Here is an 18,331-nt window from a genome sequence, read left to right as displayed (position 1 = left end):
ACGTGGCTCGCGTCGTTCGATGTCGTTTGAATTCGCAGACATGACGATGAGCCCTGCTCGTCCTTCTGTGAACTGGACAGGGCAGTAAATCCGGACGGTCAAATCTGTGACGCCTCACAAATCTGGGCGGCATTCCGCGAAGCCGATTGACGGCGGCCCCGGCGCGATCCACCATGGCCCGAACCCCCGGCCTCGATCAGCTCCCGAGGTGCCCGTGCGCGTGCTTCCCCGTCTCCTCACCGCCCTCGCCCTGGCCTGCGCGACGCTCGCGGCCCAGCCGGCGTCACCGGCTTCGGCGGTCCCCGAACCGTCCGGCTGCGATCCGATCGACCCGGCGGCCTGCCTGCTGCCGTTCCCGAACGACTGGTTCACCGTCGCCGACCGGCGCACCGACACGGGCCGCCGGGTGGCCTTCGCGGCCGCGTCCATGCCGGTCTCGGTCGCCGGCGTGCCGATCGCGCCCGCCGAGTGGAACAGGAACGACGGCTTCTCGCCGGGCTCGATGGTGCTGGCCAGGGTGCCGGGGCTCGACCTGGCCAGGACGGGCGCCGCGCCGATCACCGACATCGGCCGGTCGCTGGACCGGGACGCGCCCGTCGTGCTGCTGGACACCGTGACGGGGGAGCGGTGGCCGTACTGGGCCGAGCTCGACGCGAACGCGCCCGCCGGCCGCCAGGCCCTGATCGTCCGCCCGGCCCGCAACCTGAGCGAGGGCCACCGGTACGCCGTCGCCCTGCGCGACCTCCGCGACGCCGCCGGCGCCCCGATCCCGCCGAACCCCGCCTTCGCCGCGGTCGCCGGGCCGCCCCTGCCGCCGGACCACGAGCTGCACGACCGTCAGCGCCGCCTGCAGCCCGCGCTGTCCGCGCTGCGCCGCGCCGGCGTCGGCACCCGCGGCCTCTACCTGGCCTGGGACTTCACCGTCGCCAGTGCGCGCGGCCTGGCCGGTCCCGCGCTGGCCATGCGCGACGACGCCCTGCGCACGCTGCGCGGCCGCGCGCCCGCCTTCGAGGTCACCTCGGTCACCGACCTCACCCCCGAGCAGGACGCCCAGATCGCTCGCCGGGTCGAGGGCACCTTCCGGGTGCCGAGCTACCTCGACCGGCCCGGCGGCCCGCCCGGGTCGGCGCTCAACCGCGGCCCCGACGGCCTGCCGGCCCGCCTGCCCGGCAACGAGCAGGTGGCGCCCTTCCGCTGCGAGATCCCCCGCGTCGCCTTCGACCGCCCCGCCCGCCCCTCCCTGTACGGCCACGGCCTGCTCGGCAGGCACTCCGAGGTGGGCGCGTCGAACGTGAAGACCATGGCGCAGGAGCACGGCTTCCTCTTCTGCGCCACCAAGTGGATCGGCATGGCCGACGAGGACATCCCGCACGTCGCCTCCGTCTTCACCGACATCTCCCGGTTCGGCACGATCCCTGACCGCACATTGCAGGGGTTCCTCGACTTCATGTTCCTGGGCCGTGCCATGACCGAGCCCGACGGCTTCGCCGCGCACCCCGCCTTCCGCACCGACCGCGGCCGCCCGCTGATCGACCTGCGGCACGGCCTGGTGTACGACGGCAACAGCCAGGGCGGCATCCTGGGCGGCGCGCTGGTCGCGCTGTCGAAGGACATCGAGCGCGGCGTGCTCGGCGTGACCGGCATGAACTACAGCACCCTGTTCAACCGCAGCGCCGACGCGGCCCCCTTCCAGGCCGCCTTCGACCGGGCCTACCCCGACAAGCTGGACCAGCAGCTCATCCTGGCGCTCATGCAGATGTTGTGGGACCGCGGCGAGGCCGACGGCTACGCCGCCCACCTGACCGACCGCCCCTACCCGGGGACGCCGCGGCACCGGGTGCTCATGCACGTGGCCTTCGGCGACCACCAGGTGGCCACGGTCACGGCCGAGGTCGAGGCCCGCACCGTGGGCGCCCGGCTGCTGACCCCGGCCCTCGCCCCGGGACGCAGCCCGGACGCCGTGCCGTTCTGGGGCATCCCCGCCATCCGCGGCCGGGCCCATCCCGGCTCGGCCCTGGTGATGTGGGACAGCGGCGCCCCCGCGCCGCCGCTCACCAACACCCCGCCCACGCAGGGCGAGGACCCGCACGAGAAACCGCGCAGGACCCCGGCCGCCCAGCTCCAGAAGTCGGTGTTCCTCAGGACCGGCGTGGTCGCCGACGTCTGCGAGGGGCCCTGCGTCACCCAGTGACGCCGGGCCGCCACATGGGCCAGAACAGGGTGCCGTCGGGCAGCGCGAACGGCTCCTCGGCCTGGTAGCCGTGCCTGGCGTACAGGTCGCGGCTGCGGGCGCTGCTGGCCTCCAGGTAGGCGGGCGCGCCGTCCAGCAGGGCGTGGTGGCGGCGCAGCAGCGCCGAGCCGAGCCCCCGGCCCTGGTGGTCCGGGTGCACGGCCAGGAACGCCAGGTGGTGGTACGGCGGCTCCGGGTGGTGCCGTTCGAACAGCTCGTCCAGCAGCCGGAAGCGGTCGGCCCACCTGCCGGTGGCGGCGGCCAGGCGGCGGTCGTAGTCGGGCGGCTCGGGCAGCGGCGCGTCGGCGGTGTGCGTCAGCCACACCGCGACCGCGCGGCCCTCGTCGAGCAGGTCCACCTCGCCGTGCTCGATGGCGTGCGAGACGAGGATCAGGAAGTCGGCCACCATGATCTCGTGCCGCCCGGCCGGCTCGGGCACCAGGTACGACGCCGCGGGCAGCCGCGCGAACGCGGTCGCGATCAGCTCGGCGACCGCGCCGGCGTCACCGGCCGCCGCCCGGCGGACGCCGTGCGCCGCAACGTCCTGTGCGCGCGTCAACGGACGACCTCCGGCGTGGCGGCGGCCTTGGCGCCCATGCCCACCAGCGAGTACACGCTCGGCTGTCCCGCGCGCAGGACCAGCGCCCAGCCCACGCCGAGCAGGGCGGCCAGCGCGTACACGACCGGCAGGATCCAGGCGAGCGGATCGCCCTCGGGCACCCCGAGCAGCGTCGAGAAGTTGTCCAGCGCCAGCCACACCATCACCGCCAGCGCCAGCGCGGCGGGCACGGGGGCCACGAAGCGCCGCACGAGGCTCTCGCCGCTCGGCTGCCGGGCGAAGAAGGCGACGATCGCGATCGAGGTCACGAACACCAGCAGCAGCACCCCGAACCCGCCGAAGGAGCCGCCGTAGAAGAAGAGCTGCACCAGCGGGTCGAGCCCCAGGACCGCGTAGACCACGATGACGACCAGCCCGAGCACGGTCTGCGCGATCGAGCCCGACCGGGGCGCGCCGCTGCGCGGCCGGGTGCGGCCGAAGAAGGCGGGCAGCACCCGTTCGCGGCCGAGCGCGAAGAAGTACCGGGCGGTGGTGTTGTGGAAGGAGATCATGGCGGCGAACACGCTGGTGACGAAGAGCACCCGGGCGATGTCCACGACCGCGCCGCCGAGGTGCTGGTTCGCGATGATGAAGATCGTCTCGGCCTGGTCGCGGCGCGCGGCGGCCACGATGTCCGCCGGCCCCGTGGCCACCGTCATCGCCCACGACGACAGCGCGTACAGCCCGGCGATGATCGCCACCGACGCGTACGTGGCCAGCGGCACGGTACGCCGCGGATCCCGGCTCTCCTCCGAGAACACCACCGACGACTCGAACCCGACGAACCCGAGCGTCGCGATGACCAGCAGCGCCCCCACCCCCGGCACGAACAGCGCCGCGGGCGACAACGTCTCGGCCGAGAACCCCGACGGCGCCGGGTTGACCAGGTCCGCCAGGTCGAACAGCAGGATGACCGCCACCTCGGCGGTGAGCAGGACGGCCAGCAGCCGCCCGTTGACGTCCACCCGCATCAGCCCGAGTACGCCCACCAGCGCCCAGGCGACCAGCGAGATGGCCCACCAGGGCGGCGCGCCGCCGAAGCAGCGTTCGAGCAGCGGGGTGGCCGCCGCGCCGAAGGCGCCGTACAGGCCGACCTGGAGCGCGTTGTAGGCGATCAGCGCCACCCAGGCCGCCGCGATGCCCGCCGGACGGCCGAGGCCCCGGCTGATGTAGGTGTAGAACGCGCCGGCGTTGGCCATGTGGCGGGCCATGGCCACGTACCCGACCGCGAACACCGCCAGCACCACGCCCACGACCAGGAACGCGATCGGCAGCCCGGTGATGCCGGTGACGGCGTAGCCGGTGGTGATCACGCCGGCGACGACGGTGAGCGGCGCGGCGGCCGACAGGACGAAGTAGACGACCGAGGGTGCGCCGAGCCGGTCGGCGGCCAGGGCGCCGGCGATCGGATCGGGCGCGGCGCCGGATCTCGCGGAAGGCATCGCGTTCCTTTCTGGGGGGTTCAGGTGCGGTGTGGTCTGGGCGGCGGTCCGGGGCTCACGTCCGGTAGGTCAGGACGGCGTCGCCGACGGCCGCGCCCACCTGGCGGCCGAGGTCGCTGAGCGGCTGGGGCATCGCGGCCAGCACCGTGGTCAGGTACTGGTGGGCGCCGCGCCGGTCGGCCGGGTCCTCGACGACGACGTCGGTCAGGTCGCAGGCCTCGGCCAGCGCCGCCAGCGCCATGTCGTGCGGGGTCAGCGGCTGCCACTTCACCAGCGCGAGCCGCAGCCGCGCGGAGGGCCACATGGCCCGGTTGAAGTCGTTGGAGAAATAGCGGAATTGTTTACGCTTGAGCAGCCTCGGGGATTCGCGTTCGAGCAGACCATTACCCATCAACCGGGAGGTGACTTCGGTGACCGAGCGTTGTGCGAGGTAGGCCAGCCAGGTCCGCACGTCGGTGTGCTGCGGGGAATTGCCTATTTCGGTCAGCACCTTTCCGGCCAGCTCGTCCGGGACCCGGCGCCGGTCGACCACCCGCAGCCGGGCCCCCTCGACGGTGATCCGCTGCTCCAGCACCAGCTCTGCGAGCAGCGCCCCGGCCAGGCCGAGCGCCACGCCCGGGACGTGCAGCCGAGGCTTGCCCGAGCCCGTCGCGTCCCAGCAGACGAAGAAGAAATCATCGGCAAGCAAAAATCGGCCCGCTCACTATAGGAATTGGTGGATGACCGGTTCAGGAAGCAGCGTGTAGCCGCCAGCGGCAATTTCTACCAAAAACCCGCATCTCCGGGCTAGACCCTATTTATCGGGAAATAAAAAACACCGGCTTCATGGAGAAGCCGGTGCCGCCCTGCCGGGGTCCCGGATCGTCAGTTCGCGCAGTCCTGCTTGTCGAGGGCCAGGCCCATCTCGTAGATCTTGCCGTTGCGCAGCAGGAAGTAGTAGTGCGCCTTGGCGTTGCCCGGCACGGCGACGTACGGAAAGCCACTCGCGGCCGTCCGCAGCTTGTTCGCGTACGCGCGCTTGAGCTGGGTGTTCGTCGAGCCGATGCCGATGCCCTGCGGCGTCCTGGCGCCCTTCGGGGCGAAGATGATCGCCACGCCCCGCTTCTTGGAGATGAAGAGGCCGACCGCGTCGCGGCCGGTCCGCTGGGCCTTGAGGTCCCAGCCGGAGCAGGTGGCGGAGTCGAGGCCGGGCTTGTGGACGATCTTCCCGGTGGCCTGGGCGGCCTTGGCGCTCATGCCCAGCGTGACCCCGCCGTACCCGTTGGGGCCGAAGGCGGGGGCGGCGAGCGCGGGGGAGGCGATCCCGGCCAGCGCGACGCCCGCCGCGAGGGTCGCCGCCGCGATGATGTGCTTCGTCGTCATGCAGGGTTTGACTGCGCGCCCGGCGCACAAGTTCGCCCGGTTCGCGGGCAGGTCCGGGCTGACGTGTCCGTTACGCGGTTGAGGGATGGTCTTGTCCCAGGCCCGGGTACTGGTGCCGGTGATCACAGCCCAGGAGGCACCAGAGATGACGGATGTTCCTATCGTTGTCGGCATAAATCGTACTCAGGATGGTTCTGTTGCTGTCGCTGTGGGCGAGTCGGGCATGTACAGCCTGCAGAAGGAGCGCATCACCCGGCGCAGGCACCACTGGGGCCGCCTGGGCGACCTGCCGGACCTGTACCTGCCCGAGATGCCGCTGCTCAAGGAGCCCGTGGACCTCGTGGTCGAGGGATACGCCGCCGACACCGAGATCGAGCACAAGGACGCCTACGAGGAGGAGCTGCGCGAGACGCTGAGCCTCAAGGAGGACGCCCGGGTCGTCCAGGTCTCCCATCATCTCAGCCACCTCTACAGCGCGTTCCCGCCCTCGCCGTTCGACCGGGCGGCGGGCCTGGTGATCGGCGCGCAGGGCAGCCGGGTCAGGGACCTCACCGAGCGCGTCCCGCTGCCGAAGGGCACCCGCGACGACATGCTGGAGGTCGCCTCGTTCTACCGCTGCGAGCGCGGCGGCCCGATCGAGTGCCTGGCCAAACAGCTCTGGGACGGCGACTGGGCCCGGCCGACCGGCCTCGGCTGCTTCTACACCCTGCTGACCAAGCTGCTGTGGCCCGAGGGCGAGGGCAACGAGGCCAAGGTCATGGGCCTGGCCCCCTTCGGCGACGCGTACGTGTACGGCCTGCCCGACCTCGACGTACGCGGCCACGAGGTGTTCATCCCCGAGGAGTGGATCGAGACGTTCGCCCAGCGGGACGCCTACGTTTACGAGCCCGGCGGCGAGCGCTTCTCCCGCGCGGCGGACCTGGCCGCGGCCGGCCAGCGGGTCTTCGAGAACGCCCTCGCCCAGGTGGTCGCCTGGCTGCACGGGCAGACCGGCCTGGACCGGCTGGTCTACGCCGGCGGCGCCGCGCTCAACGCCACGGCCAACGGCCGGATCGTCCGCGAGTCGCCGTTCCGCGAGGTCTTCATCCCGCCGAGCCCGCACGACGGCGGCACCGCCGTGGGCTGCGCCCTGTACGGGCTCATCGAATGCCTCGGCGTCGAGAGCCGCTTCCGCTGGACCGACGACTTCCTCGGCCCCGACCCGGACGAGACCGAGATCACCGCCGCGGTGCGGAGCCTGCCGGACGGCCTGGTGGCCGAGCAGCCGGCGGACCTCGTCGGCGCGACGGTGTCGCTGCTGGAGAGCGGCCGGGTCGTGGGCCTGCACCAGGGCCGCAGCGAGTCGGGCCCGAGCGCGCTCGGCAACCGCAGCGTGCTCGCCGACCCGGCCAGGCCGGACATGCAGGACTACGTCAACTTCGAGGTCAAGGGCCGCGAGTGGTTCCGCCCGCTGGCCGCGCTGGTGCTGGCCGAGCACGCCGAGCGCCTCTTCGGCGTCGACCGCCCGGCCCCGTTCCTGCAGTGCGTCGTGGACGTGCGCCCCGAGCACCGCGCGAGCCTGCCGGGCGTGACCCACGTGGACGGCACGGCGCGGATCCAGACCGTGGAGGAGCCGGCCACGCCGTTCCTGCACGCCCTGCTGACCGGGTGGCACGCGGCCACGGGCTCCCCGGTGCTGGCCAACGCCTCGCTCAACGGCTCCGGCGAGCCGCTGACCGAGACGCCCGAGCAGTCGATCGACACCCTGCTCTCGACGAACCTGCACGCCCTGGTCATGCCGCCGTACCTGATCCGCAAGCGCGAGGAGCCGCCGGTGCCCGGCCTGAGCTGGGACCGCGACTAGCCCCGCCGCCCGTCGTCGGGAGAGCCGGTGGAAACCAAATCCAGGTCATTGTTCCCGGTGGTCAGAGTGGGTGGCGGAGCCGGTGGGCCGGTCCGGGCTACCGTCGGTCGCATGCGCGTTCACCCAGCCGTCCCCGTGGTGCTGACCGCCCTGGCCACGCTGTCGGCGGCCTGCGGCGGCGGCCCCGTGCGCACCACCCAGGGGGTGGTCGTGACCTCCGCCTCGCCGTCGCAGAGCACGCGGAACGCGCTGGCCGGGAAGGTGGTCGTGCTCGACCCGGGGCACAACGGCGGCAACGCCTCCCACCCCAAGGAGATCAGCCGCCCGGTCGACATCATCACCGGACGCAAACCCTGCAACACCACCGGCACCCAGACCGCCGCCGGCTACACCGAGCACGCCTTCACCTGGGACGTCGCCCGCCGCCTGAAGCCGCTGCTCGAAGACATGGGCGCCAAGGTGGTGCTGACCAGGCCGGACGACACCGGGGTCGGCCCCTGCATCAACGAGCGGGCGGCCATCGGCAACAAGGCGCGGGCGGACGCCGTCCTGTCCATCCACGCCGACGGCGCGCCGCCGGCCGGTCACGGCTTCCACGTGATCCTGCCGGGCCTGGTGGCCGGGCACAACGACGCGATCATCCAGCCGTCCAGGAAGCTCGGCGTGGCCGTACGGAACGCCTTCCGCGACGGCACCGGCATGCCGTACGCCACCTACACCGGCGAGCAGGGCCTGCAGACCCGCACCGACCTGGGCGGGCTCAACCTGTCCACCCGCCCGGCGGTGTTCATCGAGTGCGGCAACATGGCCAACCCGGGCGACGCCGCCAAGATGTCCGACGGGGAGTTCCGCGGGGAGATGGCCGGCTCGCTGGCCGCCGGGCTCAAGCAGTTCCTGACCGGTTAGGCCCCGTAGGCGCGCAGGAAGACCTCGACCGCGGCGTCGGCGAGCCGGTCGAGCTCGGCCTCGGTGTAGTGGTCGCCGCCGCCGGAGAACATGACCTTGTTCACCGGGATCCACAGCAGCAGGCCGACGAAGTGGTCGGCGGCCAGCCGCGGGTCGTCCATGGGACGCAGGCCGTGCCCGGCCAGGCGGCCGAAGGCCGTGGACATGCTCTCCAGCGAACGTTCGAAGCCCTGCTCGTACCAGGTGCGGCCGAGGTCGGGGAACCGGTCGGCCTCGGCGATGATCAGCCGCCGCAGCCGCAGCACGTCGGGCTGCATGATCGAGGCCAGGAACTCGTGGGCCAGCTTGCGCAGCCCCTTCTCCAGGTCGTCGTTGCCCGCCAGCGACTCGGTGATCAGCTTGGCCAGGCCCTCGATCTGCGCCGTGGTGTCGAGGATGATCGTGGTGAAGAGCTGTTCCTTGTCGCTGAAGTGCTTGTAGACGGTCTGTTTCGAGACCGCGGCGATCGAGGCGACCTCGTCCATGCTCGCGCCCACGTAGCCGTTGCGCAGGAACACCGCGCGCGCCGCGTCCAGGATCTGCCTGCGCTTGCGGGCCGTCCGGCCATCCTCGTCGGTCACTGTCACGCCACCTTTTCGATCATGAGTTCGCATAGTACTGGACAGTTCCGTACTCATCTGAGTACTGTACCGTCCAGTTCCCGAAACGAACAGGAGTGACGATCTCATGAGCGACCTTCAGCAGCAGGTGCAGGAGACCGCCGACAAGCTGGTCGAGTCAGGCGCCGAGCGCGGGTTGCAGGTGGCCGTCTACCGCGACGGCGTGCAGATCGTGGACGTGGTGACGGGCGTGGCCGATCCGGAGACCGGCCGGCCGGTCACCTCCGACACGCCGTTCTACAACTTCTCCATCGGCAAGGGCGCGACCTCGACGGTCGCCCACATGCTGGCCGAGCGCGGCCTGTACGACTACGACACCCCGGTCGCCGACCTGTGGCCGGAGTTCGCCGGGAACGGCAAGGGCGGTGTGACCGTCCGCCACGTGCTGACCCACACGGCCGGCGTGCCCGGCGTGCCGCTCGACACGACGCCCGAGGACGTCTGCGACTGGGACAAGATGGTCGCCGCCCTGGAGAACGCCGAGCTGTGGTGGGAGCCGGGCACGAAAATGGGCTACCACGCCTACACCTTCGGCTTCCTCGTCGGCGAGATCGTCCGCAGGGCCACCGGCAAGCGCATCTCGCAGGTGCTGCTGGAGGAGGTCTCCGGCCCGCTGGGCGTGGCCCGCGAGCTGTACTTCGGGATGCCGCCGCAGGAGCAGCACCGCCTGGCCCGGCTGGAGGACGAGCCGATGGACCCGTCGGCGTTCGGCGACATGCCGGCCGACCTGCCGATGTTCAAGGCCGGGCCGATGGAGCTGATGCCCAACGCCGCCCTCGGCAGCCGGCCCGACTACCTGACCGCCGACATCCCGGCCGGCGGCAAGACCTCGGCCAGGGCGATAGCGCGCATGTACGCCGCCCTGCTGGGCGAGGTGGACGGCGTGCGGCTGATCTCGCCGGAGCGGCTGCGCGAGGCGACCGCGGTGGCCTACAGCGGCCCTGACGAGGTGTTCGGCATGCCCTCGACGTGGGGGCTGGGCTTCACCATCGGGCTTCCCGGCGGCTCGCCGCAGGAGAGCGCGACGGCGTTCGGCATCGGCGGGGCGGGCGGCAGCTACGCGTGGGCCGACACCGCGACCGGCACCGCCGTCGCCCTCACCAAGAACCGCCTCACCAACGACTTCGCCGCCGTCGGCGAGCTGGCCGCCCTGGTCGCCCGGTCCTGACCGCCGGGCGCGGGGCCCCGCCGAGCGCTCCCGCGGGGCTCAGCCGTCGCGGCACAGGGGCCGGCCGCCGACCACGCAGGCGATGCCGTCGAGGTCACAGCTCAGCAGGGTGCCGTCCATGCCGAGCACGAGCACGAGATCGCTCCTCGACCGGTGGGCCAGCATGATCCGGCCGACGACACCGTTGTCCAAGACCACGGTCGGGCGGCTCGCAGCGCTGTCCATGTCCTGGCGACTCCTCTCGGGTTCACAACAGGCCACGCGCCGGACCCGTCCCCACCAGGATGCACAGCCTCCGCCTCCGGCGCATCGGTCATCCGGCTCTACTTTCGTACGGATCCTGCGTTGTCGCCCTCCCGCCATGCCCGCAGCGGGCGTGGTGCGAGACTGGCAATGGCAGGCGACGTGCAAGGAGGCCGGCGTGCGGACGTGGTTGACCGAGCGGTTCGGGCTGACGGTGCCCCTGGTGGGCGCGCCCATGGCCGGAGTGGGCGGGGGCCGGCTGGCCGCCGCCGTCTCCGCGGCCGGCGCGCTCGGCGTGATCGGGGTGTCCTCCGCCGCCCCGGCCTCCTGGATCGAGGCCGAGGCCGCCGTCGCCGCCGAGAGCGGGCGGCCGTACGGGATCGGGCTCATGGCCTGGGCGCTGCCCGGCAACCCGGCCCAGTTCGACGCCGTGCTCGCGGCCCGGCCGCGGCTCGTCTCCGTGAGCTTCGGGCCGTACCGGCGGTACGTGGAGGAGCTGCGGCAGGCCGGCATCACGGTCGTCACGCAGGCGGGCACCACCGACGAGGCCCGCGCCGCCGAGCAGGCCGGCGTCGATGCGGTCGTGGCGCGCGGGGCCGAGGCGGGCGGCCACGGCCGCGCCGACGTCGGCACGCTGCCGCTGCTCCAGAGCGTGCTGGCGGCCGTCCGCGTCCCGGTGCTGGCGGCGGGCGGCATCGCCACCGCGCGCGGGCTGGCCGCCGTGCTGGCGGCGGGGGCCGAGGGCGCGTGGGCCGGCACGGCGTTCATGGGCTGCGCGGAGACGGTCCTGTCGGAAGCGGCGGCGGCCCGCGTGCTGGCCGCGGCCGAGACCGACACCGCCTACGGCCGCGTCTTCGACGTGGCCCAGCGCCTCGACTGGCCGGCCGAGTACGGCGGCCGGGCCCTGCGCAACGCGTTCTTCGACCGCTGGGCCGGTCACGAGGAGGAGCTGGCGGCCGACGAGGAGGCCGCGGCGCGGATCGCCGCCGCCCGCCGCGACGGCGACTTCGACACAGCCTGCATCTACGCGGGCCAGGCCGTCGGGATGGTGCGCGAACGGCGCACGGCCGCCGACGTGGTGGCCGGTTTCGCCGAGGCGGACGCGCTGCTGCGCCGCTTCGCCCCGCCCGGTGGATGACGCCGATCCTGGCCTGATGCATCCTCTTGTGCCATGACAAATCAGACGTTGCCCCCAGCGCCCGCCGCGCCCTCCGTCGCCCCGGCACCGGAGACCGCGCCCGCCAGGGGCAGCGTGCTGGAGGTGATGGAGAAGATCGGCACGGTCGTCGTGCCGATCGCCGTCGCCGTGTACGCCCTGCTCTACCTGGGCTTCGAGAGCGTCTACGACACCTTCGGCATCACCCCTGAGCAGGCCGGGCTCACCCAGGCGAGCATCTTCGGCCACCTGGTGGCGACGCTGGTGCTGCTCTTCCTGACCCTGCTGCCGCTGCTCGGCCTGGTCGTGGGCGCCTGGTGGCTGCTCGACCGGGTCACCCGCGGCGCCGCCGGACGCGCCCTCGACCGGGCGCGGGAACAGCCGTGGCTGGCCGCCGCGGTGGGCGCGGCGCTGTCGGGCGTCGCGTACTGGGGGCTGCTCGGCATCCTCGACGTCACCGGCACGCCGGTGCTGATCACGGTCGTGGTGGTCGGGCTGTTCTGCCTGCTGGTGCCGTACCGGTTGCTGCGGGCGCGGCCCACCGGGCGGGCCGCGATGCGGGTGCTGACGGGCGCGCTGGTGGGGGTGGGCCTGGGGTTCGTGCTCGTCGGCTGGATGACGCAGGGGGCCGAGGCGGTGCACGACCGCGGCGAGGCCAACCTCGTGCTCCAGCTCACCGGGTTCTCCAACCAGTGGGCCGAGGTGCGCGACGACTCCGGCAAGCTCCTGTCGAAGGGGCAGCGCTGGCTGGTGCTCGGCCAGGACTCCGGCGCGTACGTGTTCTACGACTGCGCCACGGCCGGCACGATCCGCCGTCCGATCGACGCGACGGTGCTGAGCAGGATCGAGCTCGACCCCGAGTTCGAGGACCCCCGCCCCTGCGGCCACGCGGCCAAATAGAACACGTTCCGGTAAGTTACCGATTAGTATGACCACCGAACAGTGGTAGGCGAGGAAATGGGCCACCATGTCTGAGCTAGAACGTGTTCCGCCCGGAGTGGATCCGAATGTGCCAAGCTCTGCCCGGGTGTACGACTACCTGCTCGGCGGCAAGGACAACGTCGCCGTCGACCGCGCGGTCGCCGAGAAGCTGCTGGCCGTCGCGCCCGATGCCCGAGCCGTCGCCAGGGCCAACCGCCGCTTCCAGATCGAGGCCGTGCGCCACGTCGCCCGTCAGGGCGTGCGCCAGTTCATCGACCTCGGCACCGGCATCCCCACCGCGCCCAGCATCCACGAGACCGTCCGCGAGGTGAGCCCGGCCTGCCGGGTGGTCTACGTGGACCACGACCCGATGGTCCGCCTGCACGCCCAGGTGATGCTCGCCGACCAGCCCGGCGTCGCCGGCATCCAGGGCGACCTGCGCAGGCCCGCCGACGTACTCGCCGACCCGCACGTCACCGGCCTCATCGACTTCGACCAGCCGGTCTGCGTGCTGATGGTCGGCGTGCTGCACTTCGTCACGGACGCCGAGGACCCGCCCGGCATCGTGGCCGCCTTCAGGAAGCCCATGGTGCCCGGCAGCCATCTGGTGCTCTCCCACGCGATGGCCGAGAGCTCTCCCGAGGCCATCGCCCAGCTCGACCTGGCCACGGCCGGCTCGCCCGCCCAGGGCGCGTTCCGCAGCCACGGCGAGGTGCTGCGGCTGTTCGACGGGTTCGAGCTGATCGGGCCCGGCCTGGTGCCCGTCCAGGACTGGCGGCTCACGGACGACGAGCGTCTCCCGCTGGTGGACGGCACACCCCGGCTCCGGCTCGACGCGGGCGTGGGCCGGGTGCCCGTTCAGTAGTCCTTCAGCGCGATGTTGGTGGCGAACTTGTCGGTCACCTTCATCATCAGGCCGAGCAGGAAGCCGAACTTGAAGGTCCAGTTCCGCATGCGGATCCCGGCGGGGCTGCCGGGCGCCAGGAACGTGCCCGCGTTGTTGCCGCTCCTCGTCACCTTGGAGTAGCGGCGCATCTGGCGTTCGTACTCGGCGAAGGCCACGCGGTGGTCGCCGCCCGCCGCGGCCAGCTCCTCGGCCAGCACGTACGCGCCCACCAGCGCCAGCCCGCTGCCGAACCCGCCCAGCGTGTTGCCGTACGCCGCGTCGCCCAGCAGCGCCACCCGGCCGTCGACGTACCGGTCGATGTTCACCCTGCTGATCGAGTCGAGGTAGACGTCCTTGGCGCCGCGCACCGCGTCGAGGACCTGCGGGGTGCGCCAGCCCATGCCGGCGTAGGCCCGCGCCAGGATCTCCTTCTGCTGCTCGACGTCGTAACGGTCGTAGTCGAGCCGCTCGGAGGCGAAGACGAAGAACGCCGGCGCCTTCGGCCCGCCGACCGCGACCATCCTGCCGGGCTCGTTGTACATCTGGCCGTGGGGGCCGAAGTCGCTGTCCAGCTCCACCAGCGCGTAGTAGTGGCCGAGGAAGTCCACGCAGTCGGACTCGGGGCCGAAGGCCAGCCTGCGGACGTTGGAGTGGATGCCGTCCGCGCCCACGACCAGGTCGAACGTGCGGGGGGCCGAGCGTTCGAAGGTGACGTGCACGCCGCCCGGGGTCTCGGTGAGCGAGGTGATGGAGTCGCCGAAGACGTACTCGCAGGTGGCGGCGGTGCGCTCGTACAGCAGGCGGGCCAGGTCGCCGCGGCGGATCTCGACGTCGCCGCCGGTGAACTCGCCGGGCATGACCGCGAGCGTGCGGCCGGACGCGTCCACGAAGTGCTGGTCGGTGCCGCCGGTCTGGAGGCGGCGCACGTCGTCCAGGATGTCCATGCGGGTCAGGACGGTGTGGTGGGTCTCGCCCTTGAAGTCCACCGCCTGGCCGCCCTCGCGCAGGGCCGGCGCCTTCTCGACGACGGTGACGTTGCAGCCGCGGCGGGCCAGGCAGTGGGCCAGCGCGGGGCCGCCGATGCTGGCGCCGGAGATGAGTACGCGGGTGTTGTGCAGGTTGTCTCTCATGTCGGCAAGCCTCGCCGGGAGCGCTGACAGCCCGGCGACGACCGGCTGACAGTCACCGGCGCGGGCGTCCCGGACTGTCAGGCGAGGATCGTGGACCGGGCCTCGTCCCTGGTCATCGCGGCGCCGCGGGCGTACAGGGCGGCGAAGCGCTCCGGGCCGAGCGCGGCCGTGGCGGCGGCGGCCGTCGCGGCGACGTCGTGGTCGCCGGTCACCGCCGTCCCGCGCAGCGCCACCCCCACGCCGAGCAGCAGCGCCGCCCGTTCCGGCGGGTCGTCGAGCAGGGCGGCCCCGGCCAGGCCCTCGACGGCGTCGGCCAGGTCGCTGTCGACCGGCGAGCGCAGCGCGACGGCCACCGCCTCCCGGTGCCGGGCCGCGGCCTCGCCCGCCTCGCCCCTGGCCTGGGCCAGCCGGGCCAGCGCCGTGAGCACCTGCGGATCCGTGGTGCCGGCCAGCGGAGAGCCCGGAGCGGTGGCGGCCAGCGCGTCCCGCAGCCGTTCGGCGGCCTCGCCGAGATCCCCCTCGATCCTGGCCAGGTCGCCCAGCCGGACGTGCACGGCCGCCGTCAGCTCGGGCCGGCCCAGCTCACGGGCCAGCTCACGGGCGCGCAGGCAGTCGGCCCTGGCCGCGGCCAGGTCGCCCGCGCGCAGCCGGGCGTCGGCTCGCCGGCACAACACGTCCACCAGCTCGTCCAGTGCTCCCAGCTCGTCGAGCAGTTCGAGCGCCTGCGCCCACAGCTCCGTCGCCCGCGCCCACTCGCCGCGCCAGCCCGCGATCACCGCCAGCCAGTCGAGCCCCTGCGCCTTCCCCCAGCGCTCGCCCAGCGCGCCGAACTCCGCCAGCACGATCTCCAGCTCCCGCTCGGCCGCCACGATCCCGCCGTTCAGCAGCATGAGCAGCGCCTCGCCGAGCCGGCCGAGCGCCTGGCTCCACGGGTCGCCGCCGAGCTCGCGCTGTCGCGGCCGTTCCACGCCGCGCTCGGGCGGGCCCGCCGTCATGCCCCACAGCGCGGCGGCGAACGGATGCCGTACCGGCCGGTCCGGTTCCGTCGTGATCTCGGCGGCCCGCCTCCAGTGCGGCGACCCGGTGCCGGGGGCGGCGTGCAGGACGGCGAGCAGGTACTCGTCGGTCAGGCCCGCGGGCGGCTCGGGGCCGATCACGTCGAGCAGCCGCCGGGCGGGCTGGACGGCCTGGCCGCGCCGCCCGCTCAGATACCAGTACATGGCCAGGGCGGCGATCAGCCGCAGCGCGGCCGGCGGGTCGTGCTCGACGCTCCAGCGCAGCGCGGCCTGGAGATCGGCGTCGTCGGCCCCCAGACGGGCCAGCCATTCGAGCTGCTCGGCACGGTAGAGGTGGGGTTCGGCGCGCCGGGCGTGCTCCAGGTACCAGGCGGCGTGCGCGGCGCGCATCCGCTGCTCCTCGCCTGCCTCGGCCAGCCGCTCGGCGCAGAACAGCCGGATGGTGTCGAGCATGCGGTAGTGATCGCCGGCGGTCTCCACCAGCGACTTGTCCACCAGGTCGGCCAGGAGCACCGCGCTGTCCGCGCCGCACACCCGCTCGACCGTCTCCAGCCGGGCCCCGCCGGAGAACACCGAGAACCGCCTGGCCAGCACCTGCTCCTCGGCGTCCAGCAGGTCCCAGCTCCACTCCACCACCGCGTGCAGCGTCCGGTGCCGGGCAGCGGCTGTGCGGTCGCCGCGCGAGAGCAGCCGGAACCGGCCGTGCTCGGCCAGCCGCGCGGCGATCTCCGCCACGGGGAACGTGCGCACCCGGGCCGCGGCCAGCTCGATGGCCAGCGGCAGCCCGTCCAGCGCCGCGCAGATGCTCAGCGTCGCGTCGAGGTCCAGCTCCAGCCCAGGCCGTACGGCGGCGGCCCGGTCGGCGAACAGCCTGACCGCCGGGTAGGCGAGCGCGTCCGCGGCGGGAGTGCCCGGGGGCGGGGTGCCCAGCGGCGGGAGCGGCACCAGGTGCTCGCCGGTGATGCCCAGCGGCTCCCTGCTGGTGGCCAGGACGCGCACGCCGGGACAGCCGGCCAGGAGGCGGCGGGCCAGCGTGGCGGCCTCGGCGACGACGTGCTCGCAGTTGTCCAGGATGAGCAGCAGGTCCTGCTCGGTGAGCGCGGCGACCAGGCGCTCGGCGGGATCGGCCAGGCCGGTGACGCCCGGGTTGAGCGCCGACTCGCGCAACCCGAGCGCGTTCAGCACCAGCAGCGGCACCTGTCCCTCCCCGGCCGCGGGCGACAGGTCGGCGAAGCACGCCTGCCGTTCCTTGTCGCGGGTGGCGGCCTCGACGGCCAGGCGGGTCTTGCCGGTGCCGCCAGGGCCGGTGATCGTGACCAGCCGCGCCCCGCGCAGCGCGGCCAGGCGGGCCAGCTCCTCCTCGCGGCCCACGAACGTGGTGAGCTGTGGCGGCGGCGCCGACCGCGTGGCGTGCGCGCGCCGCTGCTCGCCCCGCAGGATCGCCAGGTGCAGCGCCGCCAGCTCGGGCGAGGGGTCTGCGCCCAGCTCGTCGGCGAGCAGCCGCCGTGCCTCGTCGTAGACGGCCAGCGCCTCGGCCTGCCGTCCGGCCGCGTGCAGGGCGCGCATCAGCAGGGCGCGCGGGCGTTCCCGCAGCGGGTGGGCGGCGACCAGTTCGCGCAGCCCCGCCGCGGGCTCGGCCTCGGGCAGGTGGAGGTCGGCCTCGTACAGGTCCTCCCTGGCCGCGAGGCGCAGCTCCTCCAGCCGGTCGGCCTGGCCCGCCGCGTACGCGGCCTCGCGCACGTCCGCCAGCGCCGGGCCGCGCCACAGGTCCAGGCACTCCCTGAGGACGGCCGCCGCCGCGGTGTGCCGGCCGGCCGCGAGCAGCCGCCGGCCGTCGCGGGCCAGCCGCTCGAAGCGGTGGGCGTCGACGTCCTCGGGCGGGACCGCCAGCCGGTAGCCGGCGCCGTGGAACTCGATCAGGTCGGCGGGCAGGTTGCGCCGCAGCCGGGAGATCTGCGCCTGTACGGCGTTGGCCGCGCCCGCCGGCGGGCTCTGGCCGTACTGGGCGTCGATGAGCCGGTCGACGCCGACCGTACGACCGGCCTCCAGCAGCAGCAGGACCAGCAGGGCACGCGGCCGGGGGCCGCCCACGGCGATCGGGTCGCCGCCGGCCGATCGCACCTCCAACGGGCCCAGGATGCCGAACTGCACGTGCCCGATTGTCCAGCATCGTGGCTGTTATCCGCACGTGGAGGGGTGTGACCAGCGGTAACAGAAATGTCGGTATGCCTACCGATGAACATACGTATTTTCGAGCAGTCAACCAACGCTTAGCGTCTGGCGGCAACAAGGCGAAACGGTCCGCTTGCTGTATCCGTCACCCTTTATCACCCCCCACATCCCCCTCACGCCCCGCGACCCAGGAGACCCCTGACCGCGCGGCGGCCCGCGCACGCCCACAAGACGGCAACGGCCGGAGGGAGCCCGCCGAAAGGAGCACCACAGCGTGAAACGCAAAGCCTTACTCGCGGCGGTCGCCGGCCTGGCCACGGCCGCGACCATGACGCTCCCCGCGTCACCCGCGAGCGCCGCCCCTCCTGGAGCCACCCCCGCCCAACAAGGCTCCAGCAGCAGCCGAGCGGCGGCAGACCCCGCCTCGCTCGCCGCGGCGGTCGCCGACAAGGCGGTGTCCAGCCAGCTCGACAACCTCAGCAGAGGCCCCGACGAGGCCTACAGCCGCCGAGCGGTCACCCCCGGCGCCGGCGACATGTTCTACGTCGCCTACGAGCGCACCTACAAGGGCCTGCCCATGGTCGGCGGCGACGCCGTCG

15 protein-coding genes and 1 pseudogene are annotated in these 18,331 nt (G+C 73.2%); 8 read left to right on the top strand and 8 right to left on the bottom strand.

Annotation, left to right across the window (positions count from 1 at the left end):
• Positions 1-220 precede the first annotated feature (220 nt).
• Positions 221-2,191 carry a hypothetical protein gene (locus ABZ459_RS25850; protein ID WP_357974974.1) on the top strand — a complete coding sequence of 657 codons (1,971 nt, stop codon included), beginning with the start codon at positions 221-223 and terminating at the stop codon, positions 2,189-2,191.
• Here ABZ459_RS25850 and ABZ459_RS25845 read toward each other — a convergent pair.
• From ABZ459_RS25845 to ABZ459_RS25830, 4 genes are all read right to left on the bottom strand, one after another.
• Positions 2,181-2,789: a GNAT family N-acetyltransferase gene (locus ABZ459_RS25845; protein WP_357974971.1), complete on the bottom strand. Its 609-nt coding sequence runs from the start codon at positions 2,787-2,789 to the stop codon at positions 2,181-2,183. The two genes, ABZ459_RS25850 and ABZ459_RS25845, sit on opposite strands and share 11 nt — an antisense overlap.
• Complete coding sequence (locus ABZ459_RS25840) at positions 2,786-4,270, bottom strand: APC family permease (protein ID WP_357974968.1); 1,485 nt, start codon at positions 4,268-4,270, stop codon at positions 2,786-2,788. Before ABZ459_RS25840 ends, ABZ459_RS25845 begins: the two co-directional genes overlap by 4 nt.
• 55 nt (positions 4,271-4,325) lie before the next feature.
• Positions 4,326-4,958 (bottom strand): GPP34 family phosphoprotein, encoded by a 633-nt coding sequence (locus ABZ459_RS25835; protein WP_357974965.1) that lies wholly within the window; start codon positions 4,956-4,958, stop codon positions 4,326-4,328.
• A 176-nt stretch (positions 4,959-5,134) separates the two neighbouring features.
• Positions 5,135-5,632 (bottom strand): hypothetical protein, encoded by a 498-nt coding sequence (locus ABZ459_RS25830; RefSeq protein WP_357974962.1) that lies wholly within the window; start codon positions 5,630-5,632, stop codon positions 5,135-5,137.
• Between the two features lie 223 nt (positions 5,633-5,855).
• On the opposite strand from ABZ459_RS25830, the gene ABZ459_RS25825 reads away from it, so the two are divergent.
• Entirely contained in the window at positions 5,856-7,475 is a 1,620-nt protein-coding gene (locus ABZ459_RS25825) for a carbamoyltransferase C-terminal domain-containing protein (protein WP_357974959.1), read from the top strand.
• 111 nt (positions 7,476-7,586) lie between these two features.
• The gene (locus ABZ459_RS25820) at positions 7,587-8,381 is read left to right on the top strand and encodes an N-acetylmuramoyl-L-alanine amidase (RefSeq protein WP_357974956.1); all 795 of its coding nucleotides are present in this window, start codon (positions 7,587-7,589) and stop codon (positions 8,379-8,381) included.
• Here ABZ459_RS25820 and ABZ459_RS25815 read toward each other — a convergent pair.
• Positions 8,378-9,001, bottom strand: a complete 624-nt coding sequence (locus ABZ459_RS25815; protein ID WP_357974953.1) for a TetR/AcrR family transcriptional regulator — start codon at positions 8,999-9,001, stop codon at positions 8,378-8,380. The two genes, ABZ459_RS25820 and ABZ459_RS25815, sit on opposite strands and share 4 nt — an antisense overlap.
• 106 nt (positions 9,002-9,107) lie before the next feature.
• Between ABZ459_RS25815 and ABZ459_RS25810 the strand changes: the two genes are divergently transcribed.
• Positions 9,108-10,208 (top strand): serine hydrolase domain-containing protein, encoded by a 1,101-nt coding sequence (locus tag ABZ459_RS25810; RefSeq protein ID WP_357974950.1) that lies wholly within the window; start codon positions 9,108-9,110, stop codon positions 10,206-10,208.
• Positions 10,209-10,247: 39 nt separating this feature from the next.
• Here ABZ459_RS25810 and ABZ459_RS25805 read toward each other — a convergent pair whose 3' ends face one another.
• A complete protein-coding gene (locus ABZ459_RS25805; RefSeq protein ID WP_352320620.1) occupies positions 10,248-10,433 on the bottom strand; it encodes a hypothetical protein in 186 nt (61 codons plus the stop codon).
• 196 nt (positions 10,434-10,629) lie between these two features.
• Between ABZ459_RS25805 and ABZ459_RS25800 the strand changes: the two genes are divergently transcribed.
• The 3 genes from ABZ459_RS25800 (at position 10,630) to ABZ459_RS25790 (ending at position 13,393) form a co-directional block, all read left to right on the top strand.
• Positions 10,630-11,589 (top strand): nitronate monooxygenase, encoded by a 960-nt coding sequence (locus ABZ459_RS25800; RefSeq protein WP_357974947.1) that lies wholly within the window; start codon positions 10,630-10,632, stop codon positions 11,587-11,589.
• A gap of 33 nt (positions 11,590-11,622) precedes the next feature.
• Positions 11,623-12,507 carry a hypothetical protein gene (locus tag ABZ459_RS25795; protein ID WP_357974944.1) on the top strand — a complete coding sequence of 295 codons (885 nt, stop codon included), beginning with the start codon at positions 11,623-11,625 and terminating at the stop codon, positions 12,505-12,507.
• Between the two features lie 67 nt (positions 12,508-12,574).
• Complete coding sequence (locus ABZ459_RS25790) at positions 12,575-13,393, top strand: SAM-dependent methyltransferase (RefSeq protein ID WP_357974941.1); 819 nt, start codon at positions 12,575-12,577, stop codon at positions 13,391-13,393.
• Here ABZ459_RS25790 and ABZ459_RS25785 read toward each other — a convergent pair.
• Together ABZ459_RS25785 and ABZ459_RS25780 are read right to left on the bottom strand one after the other, a co-directional pair.
• On the bottom strand, positions 13,387-14,544 hold the full coding sequence (locus ABZ459_RS25785; protein WP_357974938.1) for an FAD-dependent monooxygenase: 1,158 nt from the start codon (positions 14,542-14,544) through the stop codon (positions 13,387-13,389). The genes ABZ459_RS25790 and ABZ459_RS25785 overlap by 7 nt on opposite strands.
• Positions 14,545-14,621: 77 nt before the next feature.
• Entirely contained in the window at positions 14,622-17,711 is a 3,090-nt protein-coding gene (locus ABZ459_RS25780; RefSeq protein ID WP_357974934.1) for a BTAD domain-containing putative transcriptional regulator, read from the bottom strand.
• 295 nt (positions 17,712-18,006) lie between these two features.
• On the opposite strand from ABZ459_RS25780, the pseudogene ABZ459_RS25775 reads away from it, so the two are divergent.
• Positions 18,007-18,331: pseudogene (locus ABZ459_RS25775) on the top strand (hypothetical protein); the annotation flags it as partial.

The organism is Nonomuraea sp. NPDC005692 (assembly GCF_040631115.1).
Lineage (GTDB): Bacteria > Actinomycetota > Actinomycetes > Streptosporangiales > Streptosporangiaceae > Nonomuraea.
Note: the sequence above shows the minus strand (reverse complement) of the source record. Positions and strands in the feature narration are given on the sequence as shown.